We start from the raw sequence: 15603 nt of genomic DNA on the forward strand, positions 1-15603 counted from the left end.
CAGTGTGTGTACGAGACATACGAGTACCCGACGAACCTGTGCGCGGCGACACCGCGGCCGGTCAAGTTCCGTGACCCGTGCGGTGCTTGAGGTGTCCGCCGGACGGCCCTCGTCACTGTCGTCACAGCCGCTTGACCCCCTTGATGCGTCCGGCGCGGGCGACCCGCGCCTTGGCGGCCTTCACGCGCAGTCCGCCGCGCTGGCTGCCGATGCGCAGCCCGGTGCCGGAGGACAGCCACCCCGCGGAGACGTCGGCCGCGGACGCCGAACCGCCCTCGGCGAGCGGATCGTTCTCGGCGCGCCGGGCCAGCGCCATCAGCACCGGGACGACGAAGGGCGCGAGCAGCAGGTCGTAGACGGCGGCCGTGAAGAGCAGGCTGCCGAGCCCGACATGGCGGGCGGCGGTGTCGCCGACGAGGGCGCCGACACTCGCGTAGAGCAGGGTGGAGCCGACCGCGGCGGCGACGACCACGACCATCGGTCCGGTGGCCGACTTGAGCCGGCCGTTCTCCGGCTTGGCGAGGCCGGCGAGGTAGCCGATGACGCAGAGCACGAGGGCGAAGCGTCCGGCGGCGTGGTCGGCGGGCGGGGCGAGGTCGGAGAGCAGACCCGCGCCGAAGCCGATGAGCGCGCCGCCGACATGGCCGTAGACCAGGGCGAGGGCGAGCACGGTCAGGAGCACCAGGTCCGGGACGGCGCCCGGGAGATGAAGTCGGGCAAGAACGCTCACCTGGATCACCAGGGCGACGACCACCAGGGTGACGGAGAGCAGCATCCGGTTGAAACGCATGGGATTCGGCTCCTCCTGCTACTGCTGCTGGCCGTCGACGGGCGTGTTCGCCGAGGGGGTGACCGTCACGGTCACGGTCGGCGTGGGCGTCGGTTTGGGTTTCGGTGGCAGGACGGTGTCGCGCGGGTCGCTCTTGGGAGCCGCGACGACGACGCCGATGATGTCGAGCTTGGTGAAGGAGACGTACGGCCTGACGTAGATCGTGCGGGTCAGGTCACCGCCGGACGGGTCGACGCGGGAGACGACACCGACGGGCACGCCGGGCACGAACGGCTTGTCGGCCTGCGAGCCGAAGGTGACCAGCCGGTCACCCTTCTTGATCTTCGCCTTGGCGTTGAGGAGCTCGACGCGCAGCGGGCGGTCGCCCTGCCCGGAGGCGAAGCCGAGTTCGTCGCTCGACTCCATGCGGGTGCCGACGGTGAAGTCGGGGTCGTTGGCGAGCAGCACGGTCGCGGTGTCCGGTCCGACGGTGGTGACCCGGCCGACCAGGCCGTCGCCGTTCAGGACGGTCATGTCGCGCTTGATGCCGTCGTTGGCGCCGACGTCGATGGTGACGGTCCAGGAGAAACCCTGGGCCGCCCCTATGGCGATCACCTCGGCGCCCTTGATCCCGTACTGGCCCTCGCCCGCCACCTTGATCATCTTGTCGAGCTGCTTGAGGCGGCTGCGGTTGCGGTCGTCGCTGCCGAGCTTCGCCTTCAACGCCGCGTTGTCGTGCTCCAGTTGGGCGACGCGATCGTGGCGCGTGCCCGAGTCACGGACCGCGGCGATGGCGTTGCCGACGGGGTCGACCGCGGACGACACCCCGTTCTCGATCGGGCCGAAGACCGTCGCGGCGGCCTGGCGGGCACCGTCGACCGGTGAGTCCTGCCCGCCGCGGATGTCCACCGTGATCAGTGCGAACGCGATGGCGATCAGCAGCACCAGGAGCAGCCGGCTCTCTCGTGTGTCCCTCACGTGCGGCGGCCGTGCCTTCCTCGTTGTAATGGGTCAACAGGGGCGCACCCTGGGCGAAAAGGATGCCCACGGTGCGATGAGGCTTGGGGTGGGGGGGTGTGACGGGGAGGCTGTTATGGGGGAGGTTATGACTCTATGTCGCAGGAGTTTATGCCTCCATGCCAACGATCCGCCGTACGAGAAGGGGTGATCTCGTACGGCGGAATCGAAGTGTTACTTCATCTGCGGGGCTGGGCGTCCAGGACCTGCTGGAGCGCCTCGAACTCCTCGACACACTTGCCGGAGCCGAGCGCCACGCTGTCCAGCGGGTCCTCGGCGATGTGGATCGGCATGCCGGTCTCGCGGCGCAGTCGCTCGTCGAGGCCGCGCAGCAGGGCTCCACCGCCGGTCAGAACGATTCCGCGGTCCATCACGTCACCGGAGAGCTCGGGCGGACACTTGTCGAGCGTCGTCTTCACGGCGTCGATGATCGCGTTGACCGGCTCCTCGATCGCCTTGCGGACCTCCGCCGCGGAGATGACGACCGTCTTGGGCAGTCCGGAAACCAGGTCCCGGCCGCGGATTTCGGTGTGCTCGTCATTGTCGAGGTCGTACGCCGAACCGATCGTGATCTTGATCTGCTCGGCCGTCCGCTCACCGAGAAGGAGGCTGTACTCCTTCTTGATGTGCTGGATGATCGCGTTGTCCAGCTCGTCGCCCGCGACGCGGATGGACTGGGCGGTGACGATGCCGCCGAGCGAGATGACCGCGACCTCCGTGGTGCCGCCGCCGATGTCCACCACCATGTTGCCCGTGGCCTCGTGGACCGGCAGGCCGGCGCCGATGGCCGCGGCCATGGGCTCCTCGATGATGTGCACCTGGCGGGCGCCGGCCTGGGACGACGCCTCGATGACGGCACGGCGCTCGACGCCCGTGATACCGGAGGGCACACAGACGACGACACGGGGGCGGGCGAGGTAGCGCCGCTTGTGGATCTTCAGGATGAAGTAGCGGAGCATGCGCTCGGTGATCTCGAAGTCGGCGATGACACCGTCCCTCAGCGGACGCACGGCAACGATGTTGCCCGGGGTCCGCCCGATCATCTTCTTCGCTTCCGCGCCGACCGCGAGGATCCCGCCGGTGTTGGTGTTGATCGCGACGACGGACGGCTCGTTGAGTACGATCCCGCGACCCCTGACGTACACCAGCGTGTTGGCGGTCCCGAGGTCGACAGCCATGTCACGGCCGATGAACGACATTGAGTTCCCCATCAGGATTCGTCTGGCCTTCCCAAGTGGAGCTTTGACGGCTTTTTAGGACGGCGAGGTGGGTGCAGCGACGTGAAGGCTTCCATCGTAGACGCGCCTGCACGAACACTGCGCGAGGGTCTTCGCCATTGTCAGCAGATGACGAGCCGACTCGCTTGTGGAGACGGGCCATCGGGGTCACGCGTTCCCCCGATCAGCACGCATATGCCACGGGACGGCCGGATTTTTCACGGCCGCCCCAGGTCAGGCTGTCCGAGCGGCGCTGACGCAGTCTCAGAAAAATTCTTCGAAATGTGCCGCCCGGCGTGCCCGGGAAGGCGTCCGAACGGCCTCACCGGGACCGCCCGGGACCTCGGACGCGACCGTCCGTACGCGACTCGGTGACCGTCCGTGCACGCGACCGCGGCCGAGACCGCGCCGTCCGTACGCTCAGACGCGGCCGGGGAAGAAGATCTTCACCTCGCGCTCGGCGGACTCCTCGGAGTCGGAGGCGTGGATCAGGTTCTCGCGGACGATGACGCCGAAGTCACCGCGGATGGAACCGGGAGCGGCGGCGATCGGGTCGGTCGGGCCGGCCAGGGCGCGGACGCCCTCGATGACCCGGTCGCCCTCGACGATCAGCGCCACGACCGGACCGGAGGCCATGAACTCCACCAGCGGCTCGTAGAAGGGCTTGCCCTTGTGCTCGCCGTAGTGCTGCTCCAGCGTCTCCTGGTCCAGGGTCCGCAGCTCCAGCGCGGTGATCTGCCAGCCGGCCTTGCGCTCGATACGGCTGATGATCTCGCCGGTCAGGCCGCGACGGACGGCGTCGGGCTTGAGAAGGACGAGGGTGCGCTGGCTCACGGGATGGCTCCTTCGGGTCACATTTGTACGGATGACCGAGGCTACAGGGCGTGTCCGGGTGGCTGTCACGCAGCGTCAGGTGATACCGGCACCAGCCACCACCACCCGGCCGTCGGCCCGCACCGGGGTGCCGCCCGCCTCGGCCGGGGCTACGCCGGGGTGCCGCCCGCCTCGGCCTGAGGCTGCGGCTGCGCCTGTGCGGCGAACCTGGCCTTGGCCTCGTCGATCATCCGCCCGTAGTGGACCGACGCCCACCACAGGGCGGCGAAGACCGCGCCCAGGACGAACATCGACGGCACGACGAAGCCGCCGGCGATCAGCAGGATCTGCAGCGCCCAGCCGAGCTGGACACCGCCGGGCCGGGTGATCATGCCGCACAGCAGCACACTCAGCGCCATCAGGACCCCGCAGACCGTCCAGACCGTGGCCGTGGACAGGTCGGGTTCCTTCATGGCGACGAGACCGGCGAAGCCGATGACGAAGAACTCGCCGATCAGTGTCGAAGCACAGAGCGTACGCACGAGAGTCAGCCCCTCCCCAGGAGCAGTCGGACCTCGCCGACCGTGATGACGGATCCGGTGACCAGGACGCCCCCGCCCGCGAACTCGCCCTCTTCCTCGGCGAGCGTGATCGCGGCCTCCAGCGCGTCGTCGAGCCGCGGTTCGACCTGCACCCGCTCGTCGCCGAAGACCTCGACGGCGATCCCGGCCAGCTCGTCCGCGTCCATCGCGCGATGACTGGAGTTCTGCGTGACGACGACCTCGGCGAAGATCGGTTCGAAGGCTTCGAGTAGCCCCCGGACGTTCTTGTCGCCGCTCGCGCCGACGACTCCGATCAGCCGGCTGAAGTCGAACACCTCGCTCACCGCCTCGGCGGTGGCGCGGGCGCCCGCCGGGTTGTGCGCGGCGTCGAGCACGACGGTCGGGGACCGCCGCACGATCTCCAGGCGACCCGGCGAGGTGACCGCGGCGAACGCCTTGCGCACGGTGTCGATGTCGAGCCGCTGGGTGTGCGCCGAGCCGACGCCGAAGAACGCCTCGACGGCGGCGAGCGCCACGGCGGCGTTGTGCGCCTGGTAGGCGCCGTGCAGCGGCAGGAAGACCTCTTCGTACTCCCCGCCGAGGCCGCGCAGCGTGAGCAGCTGCCCGCCGACGGCGACCTGGCGTGCCACGACACCGAATTCGAGCCCCTCGCGGGCCACCGTCGCGTCCACCTCGACGGCCTTCTTCAGCAGCACCTGGGCCGCGTCGACCGGCTGCTGGGCGAGGATGACGGTGGCGTCCTGCTTGACGATGCCGGCCTTCTCGGTGGCGATCTCGCCGGGTGTCTCGCCGAGCCGGTCGGTGTGGTCGAGGTCGATGGGGGTCACCACGGCGACGTCGCCGTCGATCACGTTGGTGGCGTCCCAACTGCCGCCCATGCCGACCTCGACGACGGCGACGTCCACGGGCGCGTCGGCGAAGGCGGCGTACGCCATGCCCGTGAGCACCTCGAAGAAGGACAGCCGGTACTCCTGCTGCCCGTCGATCATCTCGACGTAGGGCTTGATGTCGTTGTACGTCTCGACGAACCGCTCGGCGGAGATCGGCGCCCCGTCGAGGCTGATCCGCTCGGTGATCGACTGGACGTGGGGGCTGGTGTAGCGCCCGGTGCGCAGGTCGAAGGCGCTGAGCAGGGCCTCGATCATGCGGGCGGTGGAGGTCTTGCCGTTGGTGCCCGTGATGTGGATCGAGGGGTACGCGCGCTGCGGCTCCCCCAGGACGTCCATCAGCGCCGCGATGCGGCTGACGGACGGCTCCAGCTTGGTCTCGCCCCAGCGGGTGGCGAGTTCGGCCTCCACCTCGCGCAGAGCCTTGTCGACCTCGGGGTCGGAGGGACGCCCGGGGACATCGGCCTGCGGGTCGCCGCTGCCCTGGGTACGCAGGGTGCGGCTGCCGGCCTCGATCACCGCGAGGTCGGGGTCGCGTGCGGCCTCGGCGGCCACGATCTCGTCGAAGAGACCGTGCGGGTCACGGGGTTCCGGCTCGTCGGACGCGCTGCTGTCGTGCGGGGGGAGGTCACTCACGGGGCCAGTCTACGGAGGTGGCGAGGGTGTGGGGGCGTGCGGGTGCATGTGGGTGCGTGTGGGCGCGTGTGACGGTTTCGCCCGCTCCGCCCCGGACTGCTCGGTCCGGGGCGGAGCGGGGCGGATCCGGGTCGGACGGGCGCGAGGGGGCGGGGTGCTAGGGGCGGGGCGAGTCCGGGTCCGGGTCGTACGCGAGGGGGCGGGGGCCAGGGGCGGGGCGGGCCCGGGTCCGGGTCGTACGCGAGGGGGCGGGGCGGGTCGGGGTGGCCCGGGCGGCGGGGACACGGCGAAGCCCGGACCACACGGACACGGCGAAGCCCGGACGGCTGGACAGGGCGGCTGGACAGGGCGGCGGGAGACGGCGGCTGACCCGGACGGCTGGACACGGCCGCTGAACACGGCGGCTGACCCGGACGCCGGGACACAGCCGCTGAACACGGCGGCTGACACGGCGGCTGACCCGGACGGCGGGACACGGCGGCGGGACACGGCGAAGGCCCGCGGGGCCGTTGAGGTCCCGGGGGCCTTCTTCACGCGTTCAGGTGCTGACGACCGGCGGTCACGCCTCCGGCAGGCGGTTCAGCTGCTCCTGGATGCGGGCGATGTCATCGTCCGCCTTGGCGAGCCGCCCGCGGATCTTCTCCACGACGTTGTCCGGGGCCTTGGCGAGGAACGCCTCGTTGCCGAGCTTGCCGTTCGCCTGGGCCTTCTCCTTCTCGGCGGCGGCGAGGTCCTTGGCCAGACGCTTGCGTTCCGCGGCGATGTCGATCGTGCCCGACAGGTCGAGCGCGACCGTGGCACCCGCCACCGGCAGCGTCGCCGTGGCCGAGAAGCTCTCGCCCTCCGGCTGGAGACGCAGCAGTTGACGGATGGCCGCCTCGTGCGGGGCCAGCGCGGTCCCGTCGAGGGTCAGCCGGGCCGGGACCCGCTGGCCCGGCTGGAGACCCTGGTCGGCACGGAAGCGGCGGACCTCCGTGATGACCTGCTGGAGCTTCTCGATCTCCTGCTCGGCGGCGGTGTCGCGGAAGCCGCCCGCCGCGTCGGCACCCGGAACGGACACGGCCTTCGGCCACTCCGCGATGACGACCGACTCGCCGCCCGTGAGGGTGGTCCAAAGGGTCTCCGTCACGAACGGGACGATCGGGTGCAGGAGCCGCAGGGTGACGTCCAGGACCTCACCGAGGACCCGGCCGGAGACCTTCGCGGGCTCGCCGCCCGCCATGAACGTCGTCTTGGACAGCTCGACGTACCAGTCGAAGACCTCGTCCCACGCGAAGTGGAACAGGGCGTCCGACAGCTTGGCGAACTGGAAGTCGTCGTACAGGGCGTCCACTTCGGCGACCGTGGCGTTCAGCCGGGACAGGATCCAGCGGTCGGTGGCCGACAGCTCCTCGACGGGCGGGAGTTCACCCTCGACCGTCGCGCCGTTCATCAGCGCGAAACGGGTGGCGTTCCAGATCTTGTTGGCGAAGTTGCGCGAGCCCTGGACCCAGTCCTCGCCGATCGGCACGTCGACGCCCGGGTTGGCGCCGCGCGCGAGCGTGAACCGCAGTGCGTCGCTGCCGTACTTGTCCATCCAGTCGAGCGGATTGACCGCGTTCCCGAAGGACTTGGACATCTTCTTGCCGAACTGGTCGCGGACCATGCCGTGCAGGGCGATGGTGTGGAACGGAGGGGTGCCGTCCATCGCGTACAGGCCGAACATCATCATCCGGGCGACCCAGAAGAAGAGGATGTCGTAGCCGGTGACCAGGACGGAGTTCGGGTAGAACTTCGCGAGGCTCTCGGTCTGTTCGGGCCAGCCGAGCGTGGAGAACGGCCACAGGCCGGAGGAGAACCAGGTGTCGAGGACGTCGGTGTCCTGGTGCCAGCCCTCGCCCGTCGGGGCCTCGTCGTCGGGACCGACGCAGACGATCTCGCCGTTCGGCCCGTACCAGACCGGAATCCGGTGTCCCCACCACAACTGCCGCGAGATGCACCAGTCGTGGAGGTTGTCGACCCAGTCGAAGTACCGCTTCTCCATCTCCTGCGGGTGGATCTTGACGCGACCGTCGCGGACGGCGTCGCCCGCGGCCTTCGCCAGCGGACCGACCTTGACCCACCACTGCATGGAAAGGCGCGGCTCGATGGTGGTCTTGCAGCGCGAGCAGTGGCCCACTGAGTGGCTGTACGGGCGCTTCTCGGCGACGATCCGGCCGTCGGCGCGCAGCGCGCCGACGATGGCGGAACGGGCCTCCAGACGGTCCAGGCCCTGGAAGGGACCCGGGACCGTGATGACCGCGTGCTCGTCCATCACGGCGATGTTGGGCAGGTTGTGGCGCTGCCCGATCTCGAAGTCGTTCGGGTCATGGGCGGGCGTCACCTTGACGGCGCCCGTGCCGAACTCGGGGTCGACGTGCTCGTCCGCGACGACCGGGATGAAACGCTCGGTCAGCGGCAGCCTGATGAGCTTGCCGACGAGGTGCTTGTACCGCTCGTCGCTCGGGTGGACGGCGACGGCGGTGTCACCGAGCATGGTCTCGGCACGGGTGGTGGCGACGACGATGGAGTCGTCCCCCTCCCCGTACTTCATGGAGACCAGCTCGCCGTCGTCGTCCTGGTACTCGACCTCGATGTCCGAGATGGCGGTGAGGCAGCGCGGGCACCAGTTGATGATGCGCTCGGCGCGATAGATCAGCTCGTCGTCGTAGAGCTTCTTGAAGATGGTCTGGACGGACTGGGAGAGCCCCTCGTCCATGGTGAAACGCTCACGCGACCAGGCGACGCCGTCACCGAGGCGGCGCATCTGCCCGGAGATCTGCCCACCGGACTCGGCCTTCCACTGCCAGACGCGCTCGACGAACGCCTCCCGGCCGAGGTCGTGCCGCGACTTGCCCTCCTTGCCCAGCTCCCGCTCGACGACGTTCTGCGTGGCGATGCCGGCGTGGTCCATGCCGGGCTGCCACAGCGTCTCGAAACCCTGCATGCGCTTACGGCGCGTGAGGGCGTCGATGAGGGTGTGCTCGAAGGCGTGCCCGAGGTGCAGGCTGCCCGTGACGTTGGGCGGCGGGATGACGACCGTGAACGGAGGCTTGTCGCTCTTCGCGTCCGCCTCGAAGTAACCGCGCTCCACCCAGCGCTCGTACAGCGGCCCCTCTACATCGGCCGGCGCGTACTGGGTCGGCAGTTCGGTGTTGGGCTCTGATGGCTGCTGCTGAGCGTTTTCGGTCACGGGGTCAGTTTAGAGGCGTCACGCCCCTGTCCCGAAACGGGATTACTTCGTAACGGTGCGGCCCCCGGGGACTTGGGGGCGTGGCCTGTGCGTCAGGATGTTCGCAACACATAAGTATCTGGAGGGGAACCCAGGAATGAGCTACAACCAGCCGGGCCCGTACGGCGGGCAGCCCCAGCAGCCCGGACCGTACGGCCAGCCAGGCCAGCCGGGCCAGCCGGGCCCTTACGGCCAGCAGCCGCAGGCCCCTCAGCCCGGCTACGGCTACCCGCAGCAGGCTCCCCCCGCTCAGCCCGGCTACGGCTACCCCCAGCAGGCTCCCCCCGGCGGCCAGCCGCCGACCCCTCCGTACGGCCAGCCCCCGTACGGCCAGCAGCCTCCCTACGGCACGGTCCCGATGCCGCCCGAGCCGTCCGGCGGCAAGAAGAGGACGGGCCTGATAATCGGCGGCGTCGCCGTGGTGGCGGCGATCGCGGTGGGCGCGTACCTCGTCCTGGCCGGGAGCAGCAGCGGCTCCGACGTGGCCGACGACGGCCCGCACAAGCTGACGACGCCGGCGAAGGTGATCGACGGCCAGTACCAGCGCATGGGTAAGGACCAGGGCCCGCAGGACCCCTCCTCCGGCGACACGAAGGACCTGGCCACCAGCGGCATCACCAACGCCAAGTCCGTGGGCGGGATCTACTCCACGGTCGACCTCAGTGACCCGGAGACGCTGAAGGACCCGGCCGCCATAGCCGGGTCGAAGGCCATCACCTTCTCCGGCCTCTACGGCAAGGTGAAGGACCCCGAGGCGGCCCTCGACGCCGCGCTCGCGAACATCAAGAAGGACTCCGCCAAGGACTCCAGCACCAAGGTCGAGTTCGTCGGCGCGGCGCAGTCCGTGAGCCCGCCCGGTCTCGACGGCGCCATCATGAAGTGCCAGCAGGCGAAGGCGCCCAACGCGGCGACCGGCAAGACCGACACCCAGTACATGTGCATGTGGGCCGACTACAGCACGCTCGGCTTCGGCGTAGTCGCCGAGGGCGGCCAGGGCGTGGACCTGAACGAGTCCGCCAAGGTGACCGCGGCACTGCGCAAGGACATCCGCGTCAAGATCTGACGTGCGCGCTCCGAGCGGGAGCGCTTCAAACGGTGAGGGGGCTCGACCTGTTGGTCGAGCCCCCTGATTTTCCCGCTAAAGCCCTTTTTCCGGTCGCCTCGGCGTCGTCAACTCTCCGCTATGCACGGCGGCAGGCACTGTCGGCCTCGTCGGCCTTGAGGCCTGCGTTGACGAGCGCGACGTAGCAGGCCGGATTTGCGACTCTCCCCCCGAGCGGGGTCGTTATGTGGTGGTGCTCGCACGCCGCCGTCACCTTGGGCCCGACGTTGTAGCCGATCCAGGCCACGTAGGACCGACACTCCGCGGTGGTGGCGGACGCCGGGGCGGCCATCACCAGGGGAACGACCCCTGCCGCCGCAGCCACGCTCAACGCCGTCACGGCACGTCTCAATCTCATCTTCCGGTCCTCCCGTTTCACCCGTCGCAAGGTGGTCCGCCTTGCATGATCATTAAATGGAAGGCGTCGGCACAATGCGGGTGATGAGCAGGAGTTGGCTTGATCGTTGCGGTCTATGGCGAAGGGGCGCCCGGCGATTGCTCGCCGGGCGCCCCTTCGTCGTGAGTGGGTGACTACGCCGTCTTCTGCTCCCCCGGTCCCCTCCCCCGCGCGTCGCGCGGGATCAGGGTCGGGTTGACGTTCCGCAGGACCACGTCGGCGGTGATGACGACGCGGGCGACGTCCTTGCGGGACGGGACCTCGTACATCACGGCCTGGAGGACTTCCTCCATGATGGCGCGCAGGCCTCGCGCGCCGGTCTGGCGGAGGATGGCCTGGTCGGCGATGGCCTCCAGGGCCTCGCGCTCGAAGTCCAGCTCCACGCCGTCGAGTTCGAAGAGGCGCTGGTACTGCTTCACCAGGGCGTTGCGCGGCTCGACCAGGATCTGGAGGAGAGCCTCGCGGTCCAGGTTGTGGACCGAGGTGATCACCGGGAGACGGCCGATGAACTCGGGGATCATGCCGAACTTGACCAGGTCCTCCGGCATGACGTCCTCGAACTGGTCCTTGGACTCCAGCTCGCGCTTCGAGCGGATCGTCGCGCCGAAGCCGATGCCCTTCGCGCCGGCCCGGGACTCGATGAGCTTCTCCAGGCCCGCGAAGGCCCCGCCCACGATGAACAGGACGTTCGTCGTGTCGATCTGGATGAACTCCTGGTGCGGGTGCTTGCGCCCGCCCTGGGGCGGCACCGAGGCCGTCGTGCCCTCGAGGATCTTCAGGAGTGCCTGCTGCACGCCCTCGCCGGAGACATCGCGCGTGATCGACGGGTTCTCGCTCTTGCGAGCCACCTTGTCGATCTCGTCGATGTAGATGATCCCGGTCTCGGCCTTCTTGACGTCGTAGTCGGCGGCCTGGATCAGCTTCAGCAGGATGTTCTCGACGTCCTCGCCGACGTATCCCGCCTCCGTCAGCGCCGTCGCGTCTGCGATGGCGAACGGAACGTTCAGCATGCGCGCGAGGGTCTGGGCGAGGAGCGTCTTGCCGGAGCCCGTGGGGCCCAGCAGGAGGATGTTGGACTTCGCCAACTCGATGGCGTCCTCGCGGTTCTGGCCCGCGCTGTTCTCACCGGCTTGGACCCGCTTGTAGTGGTTGTACACCGCGACCGAGAGGGCCTTCTTGGCCGACTCCTGACCGACCACGTACCCCTCGAGGAACTCGTAGATCTCGCGGGGCTTGGGGAGTTCCTCCCAGCGCACCTCGCTCGTCTCCGCGAGTTCTTCCTCGATGATCTCGTTGCAGAGATCGATGCACTCGTCGCAGATGTACACACCGGGGCCTGCGATGAGCTTCTTGACCTGCTTCTGGCTCTTGCCACAGAACGAGCACTTGAGCAGATCGCCGCCGTCACCGATGCGTGCCACGGTGTGCTTCCCCTTCGCCTGGGAGACGCCTAGGTCCAGCGGCTCCTGGTGCTGCCTTATGTCCGACGGTACCTTGCCGAGCCCCTCGTTCGGGCCCCCCTTGGCACGGTTCACTTTGTCGTGAACCACGCCAAGGAGCGGCAGACGATACAGCGATACGTCACACGACCGCGGAGTTGTTCATCTTCCGGGTGGAGATGATCTGGTCGATCAGGCCGTACGCCAGGGCGTCCTCGGCCGTGAGGATCTTGTCGCGCTCGATGTCCTCGCGGATCTTCTCGATCGGCGTGGTGGAGTGCTTGGCCAGCATGTCTTCCAGCTGGGCACGCATCCGGAGGATTTCGTTCGCCGCGATTTCGAGGTCCGAGACCTGCCCGCGGCCGGTCTCGCTGTAGGGCTGGTGGATCAGCACACGCGCGTTCGGAAGTGCCATGCGCTTGCCGGGCGTACCGGCGGCCAGCAGGATCGCGGCGGCCGAGGCGGCCTGACCCATGCAGACCGTCTGAATGTCCGGCTTCACGAACTGCATCGTGTCGTAAATGGCCGTGAGGGCCGTGAACGAGCCACCGGGGCTGTTGATGTAGACCGAGATGTCACGGTCGGGGTCCATCGACTCCAGGCACAGCAGCTGCGCCATGACGTCGTTGGCGGAGGCGTCGTCGATCTGCACGCCGAGGAAGATCACGCGCTCCTCGAACAGCTTCGCGTACGGGTCGTACTCACGCACGCCCTGCGAGGTGCGCTCGACGAAGCGCGGGATGACGTAGCGGGACTCCGCGCGAGGACCGGTGTACTCGGCCTGCGTGCGGGCGAAGAGGCCGCTGCCGGGGAAGTCGTTCACTGTGTCTCCTGAAAAGCCTGAAAAGGGCTGAGCGGTCGGCTGAGGGCCCGCTGGGCGCCCGGCGCCGCCCGGGGGCGGAAAGGGGCCCTGCGCCGCCCTCGGGGGCGCTGGAGCGGCTTTACGCCGCCCCGGTGCCGCCGCCGCCCGGCATACCGGCAGCGGTGGGCATGATGTCGTCGATGAGGCCGTACTGCTTGGCCTCGATCGGGTCGAACCAGCGGTCGCGGTCCGAGTCACGAGTGATCTGCTCGACGGTCTGACCGGTGTGGAAGGAGGTCAGCTCCGCCATCCGCTTCTTGGTGTGCAGCAGCCGCTCGGCGTGGATCTTGATGTCCGACGCGGAGCCCGCGAGACCCGCGGAGGGCTGGTGGATCAGGATCTCGGCGTTCGGCAGGGCGAAGCGCTTGCCGGGGGTACCGGCGCTGAGCAGGAACTGGCCCATCGAGGCCGCCATGCCCATGGCGATCGTCACCACGTCGTTCTTGATGTACTGCATGGTGTCGTAGATCGCCATGCCGGCCGTGATCGATCCGCCGGGGCTGTTGATGTAAAGGTAAATGTCCTTGTCCGGGTCGGAGGCAAGGAGCAGCAGCTGCGCCGTGATCTTGTTGGCGATGTCATCGTCGACCGCCTGGCCGAGGAAGATGATCCGCTCGCCGAGCAGTCGGTTGTAGACCTGGTCGCCGAGGCCACCACCGATAGGGTCGCCGGCAGCTGTGGGCATCAGATTCGTCACGTATCCACCTGCTCGTCTTACGACGGCGCCGGGCCGTCTCACGTCTTCTGCAGGGACCTGGGACCCCGGGTTCCGCGCCGCCTCCCGACGGCGTCCGGGGACTCCCCTGCCCTCGTATTCATGGACCCTAACGCGCGGGTCCCTCCGGAGAATCCCGCAGAGGGAACTGTTCGCTGTGAGCGCATGCGCTGCGCTGGCCCGACCGGGCTCTCGGGGGCGCCTCTCACGGGGCCGGGGTGACTCTGTGCCCGACCCGCTGAAGCCGGCCCTGTTCACCGGCGCGGGTCGGCCGCGCGCCCCCGAAAGCCGCACCCGTGGGGCTCCTGAGGCCGGGAACGCGGCTGCCGCCCGGTGGGGGTCGCTCGCGCAGTTCCCCGCGCCCCTGAAAAGCCCGATGGGCCCCTGGGACGAAAACGTCCCCGGGGCCCATCGGCATTCAGGCGTACAAGTGAGGCGATCAGGCCTCGGGCTTCTCCTCGACCTCGGCCTCGACCTCGGCCTCGGCCACGGCGGAACCCTCGGTGGCCGCGACGGTCTCGGCCGCCTCGTCCTCCTCGTCGTCGAGGTCGACGACCTCGCCGTTGGTGTCCTTGACCGTGGCGGCCTCGACGACGACCGCGAGGGCCTTGCCGCGGGCGACCTCGCCGACGAGCATCGGGACCTGGCCACCCTCGACGACGGCCTGGGCGAACTGGTCGGGGGACATGCCGGAGGAGGCCGCGCGCCGCATGAGGTGCTCGGTGAGCTCCTCCTGGTTGACGTTCAGCTTCTCCCTGTTGACGAGCTCGTCGAGGACGAACTGCGTCTTGATGCCCTTGACCGCGGCTTCCTTGGTCTCGGCGTCGAACTCTTCCTCGGTCTTGCCCTGGATCTCCAGGTACTTCGCGAGGTCGAGGCCCATCTGGCCGAGCTGGTGGTGCTCGAGGTTGTGCTTGCGGGTGTTGATCTCGTCCTCGAGCAGCTTCTCGGGGACGGGCACCTCGACCAGCTCGAGCAGCTTCTCCAGGACGCGCTCCTGGGCCTGCGTGGCCTGGTCGTACTGCTTCATGTTCTCGAGGCGCTTGCGGCTGTCCGCCCTGAGCTCGTCGAGGGTGTCGAACTCGGAGGCGAGCTGCGCGAACTCGTCGTCCAGCTCGGGCAGTTCACGGGCTGCGACCTGGGTGACCTTGACGGTGACCTCGGCCTCCTTGCCGGCGGCGGAGCCGCCCTTGAGCTCGGAGGTGAAGGTGGTCTCGCCACCGGCCTCCAGGCCCTTCACGGCGTCGTCGATGCCTTCGAGCAGCTCGCCCGAGCCGATGGTGTACGAGACACCGCTGGCGACGCCGTCCTCGAGGATCTCGCCGTCGACCTTGGCCTCGAGGTCGAGGGTGACGACGTCCTCGTCCTGGGCGGCGCGCTCGACCGGGGAGGTCGAGGCGAAACGCTCGCGCAGGTCGGAGACGGCCTTCTCGATGTCCTCGTCGCTGACCTCGACGGCGTCGACCTCGACCTCGATGCCGGAGTAGTCCGGGATCTCGATGGTCGGGCGGACGTCGACCTCGGCGGTGAAGTTCAGCGTTTCGCCGTCCTTCAGCTCGGTGATGTCGACCTCGGGCTGGCCGAGGACATTCAGCTCAGCCTCGTTGACCGCTTCGGTGTAGAACTTCGGGAGCGCGTCGTTGACGGCCTCTTCGAGCACGGCGCCGCGACCGAACCGCTGGTCGATGATGCGCGCCGGGATCTTGCCCTTCCGGAACCCCTTCACCGTGACCTGCTGGTTGATCTTCTTGTACGCCGCGTCGAGGCTGTCCTTGAGCTCCTCGAAGGGCACCTCGACAGTGAGCCGAACCCGAGTCGGGTTCAGGGTCTCCACGGCGCTCTTCACGGTTCGGTCTCCTTGTGGCTGACTTCTTGGGGGGTTCTGCTGCGTGCGGCTGCCGGTCAGGCAGAGCCTTGGGCGGATTCGTGGCCCTTG

The 15603-nt window shown here is 68.8% G+C and carries 13 protein-coding genes; 1 reads left to right on the forward strand and 12 read right to left on the reverse strand.

The window, feature by feature from the left end; all coding sequences use genetic code 11:
* Nucleotides 1–121: 121 nt before the first annotated feature.
* The 7 genes from mreD to ABZX90_RS03870 all read right to left on the reverse strand — a co-directional run bounded on the left by mreD (nucleotide 122) and on the right by ABZX90_RS03870 (nucleotide 9113).
* Entirely contained in the window at nucleotides 122–790 is a 669-nt protein-coding gene (mreD, locus tag ABZX90_RS03840) for a rod shape-determining protein MreD (RefSeq protein WP_351119654.1), read from the reverse strand.
* Nucleotides 791–808: 18 nt separating this feature from the next.
* Nucleotides 809–1747: a rod shape-determining protein MreC gene (mreC, locus tag ABZX90_RS03845; RefSeq protein WP_351119656.1), complete on the reverse strand. Its 939-nt coding sequence runs from the start codon at nucleotides 1745–1747 to the stop codon at nucleotides 809–811.
* Between the two features lie 218 nt (nucleotides 1748–1965).
* Entirely contained in the window at nucleotides 1966–2985 is a 1020-nt protein-coding gene (locus ABZX90_RS03850; protein ID WP_339129341.1) for a rod shape-determining protein, read from the reverse strand.
* A 438-nt stretch (nucleotides 2986–3423) separates the two neighbouring features.
* Entirely contained in the window at nucleotides 3424–3837 is a 414-nt protein-coding gene (ndk, locus tag ABZX90_RS03855) for a nucleoside-diphosphate kinase (RefSeq protein ID WP_351119658.1), read from the reverse strand.
* A gap of 149 nt (nucleotides 3838–3986) precedes the next feature.
* Nucleotides 3987–4358 carry a DUF4233 domain-containing protein gene (locus ABZX90_RS03860; RefSeq protein WP_351119660.1) on the reverse strand — a complete coding sequence of 124 codons (372 nt, stop codon included), beginning with the start codon at nucleotides 4356–4358 and terminating at the stop codon, nucleotides 3987–3989.
* Nucleotides 4359–4363: 5 nt separating this feature from the next.
* Nucleotides 4364–5902, reverse strand: a complete 1539-nt coding sequence (locus tag ABZX90_RS03865) for a folylpolyglutamate synthase/dihydrofolate synthase family protein (protein WP_351119662.1) — start codon at nucleotides 5900–5902, stop codon at nucleotides 4364–4366.
* Between the two features lie 559 nt (nucleotides 5903–6461).
* Nucleotides 6462–9113, reverse strand: a complete 2652-nt coding sequence (locus ABZX90_RS03870) for a valine--tRNA ligase (RefSeq protein WP_351119664.1) — start codon at nucleotides 9111–9113, stop codon at nucleotides 6462–6464.
* 136 nt (nucleotides 9114–9249) lie between these two features.
* Here ABZX90_RS03870 and ABZX90_RS03875 point away from each other — a divergent pair, with 136 nt between their 5' ends.
* The gene (locus ABZX90_RS03875; RefSeq protein WP_355201250.1) at nucleotides 9250–10215 is read left to right on the forward strand and encodes a hypothetical protein; all 966 of its coding nucleotides are present in this window, start codon (nucleotides 9250–9252) and stop codon (nucleotides 10213–10215) included.
* A 118-nt stretch (nucleotides 10216–10333) separates the two neighbouring features.
* Here ABZX90_RS03875 and ABZX90_RS03880 read toward each other — a convergent pair whose 3' ends face one another.
* The 5 genes from ABZX90_RS03880 to tig form a co-directional block, all read right to left on the reverse strand.
* Nucleotides 10334–10612 carry a hypothetical protein gene (locus ABZX90_RS03880; RefSeq protein WP_355201252.1) on the reverse strand — a complete coding sequence of 93 codons (279 nt, stop codon included), beginning with the start codon at nucleotides 10610–10612 and terminating at the stop codon, nucleotides 10334–10336.
* A gap of 173 nt (nucleotides 10613–10785) precedes the next feature.
* On the reverse strand, nucleotides 10786–12072 hold the full coding sequence (gene clpX / locus ABZX90_RS03885) for an ATP-dependent Clp protease ATP-binding subunit ClpX (protein ID WP_351119812.1): 1287 nt from the start codon (nucleotides 12070–12072) through the stop codon (nucleotides 10786–10788).
* A 160-nt stretch (nucleotides 12073–12232) separates the two neighbouring features.
* Nucleotides 12233–12913 carry an ATP-dependent Clp protease proteolytic subunit gene (locus tag ABZX90_RS03890; protein ID WP_266758730.1) on the reverse strand — a complete coding sequence of 227 codons (681 nt, stop codon included), beginning with the start codon at nucleotides 12911–12913 and terminating at the stop codon, nucleotides 12233–12235.
* Nucleotides 12914–13031: 118 nt separating this feature from the next.
* Nucleotides 13032–13637: an ATP-dependent Clp protease proteolytic subunit gene (locus tag ABZX90_RS03895; RefSeq protein WP_261708795.1), complete on the reverse strand. Its 606-nt coding sequence runs from the start codon at nucleotides 13635–13637 to the stop codon at nucleotides 13032–13034.
* Between the two features lie 469 nt (nucleotides 13638–14106).
* On the reverse strand, nucleotides 14107–15513 hold the full coding sequence (gene tig, locus ABZX90_RS03900; protein ID WP_355201254.1) for a trigger factor: 1407 nt from the start codon (nucleotides 15511–15513) through the stop codon (nucleotides 14107–14109).
* Nucleotides 15514–15603 lie beyond the last annotated feature (90 nt).

This window comes from Streptomyces sp. NPDC002935, from assembly GCF_040611295.1.
Lineage (GTDB): Bacteria > Actinomycetota > Actinomycetes > Streptomycetales > Streptomycetaceae > Streptomyces.

Bases quoted from the DNA above. Each gene is read 5' to 3' on its own strand.
- mreD (WP_351119654.1), bottom strand. From the start codon at position 790: ATGCGTTTCAACCGGATGCTGCTCTCCGTCACCCTGGTGGTCGTCGCC.
- ABZX90_RS03850 (WP_339129341.1), bottom strand. From the start codon at position 2,985: ATGTCGTTCATCGGCCGTGACATGGCTGTCGACCTCGGGACCGCCAAC.
- ABZX90_RS03875 (WP_355201250.1), top strand. From the start codon at position 9,250: ATGAGCTACAACCAGCCGGGCCCGTACGGCGGGCAGCCCCAGCAGCCC.
- ABZX90_RS03880 (WP_355201252.1), bottom strand. From the start codon at position 10,612: ATGAGATTGAGACGTGCCGTGACGGCGTTGAGCGTGGCTGCGGCGGCA.
- ABZX90_RS03895 (WP_261708795.1), bottom strand. From the start codon at position 13,637: ATGCCCACAGCTGCCGGCGACCCTATCGGTGGTGGCCTCGGCGACCAG.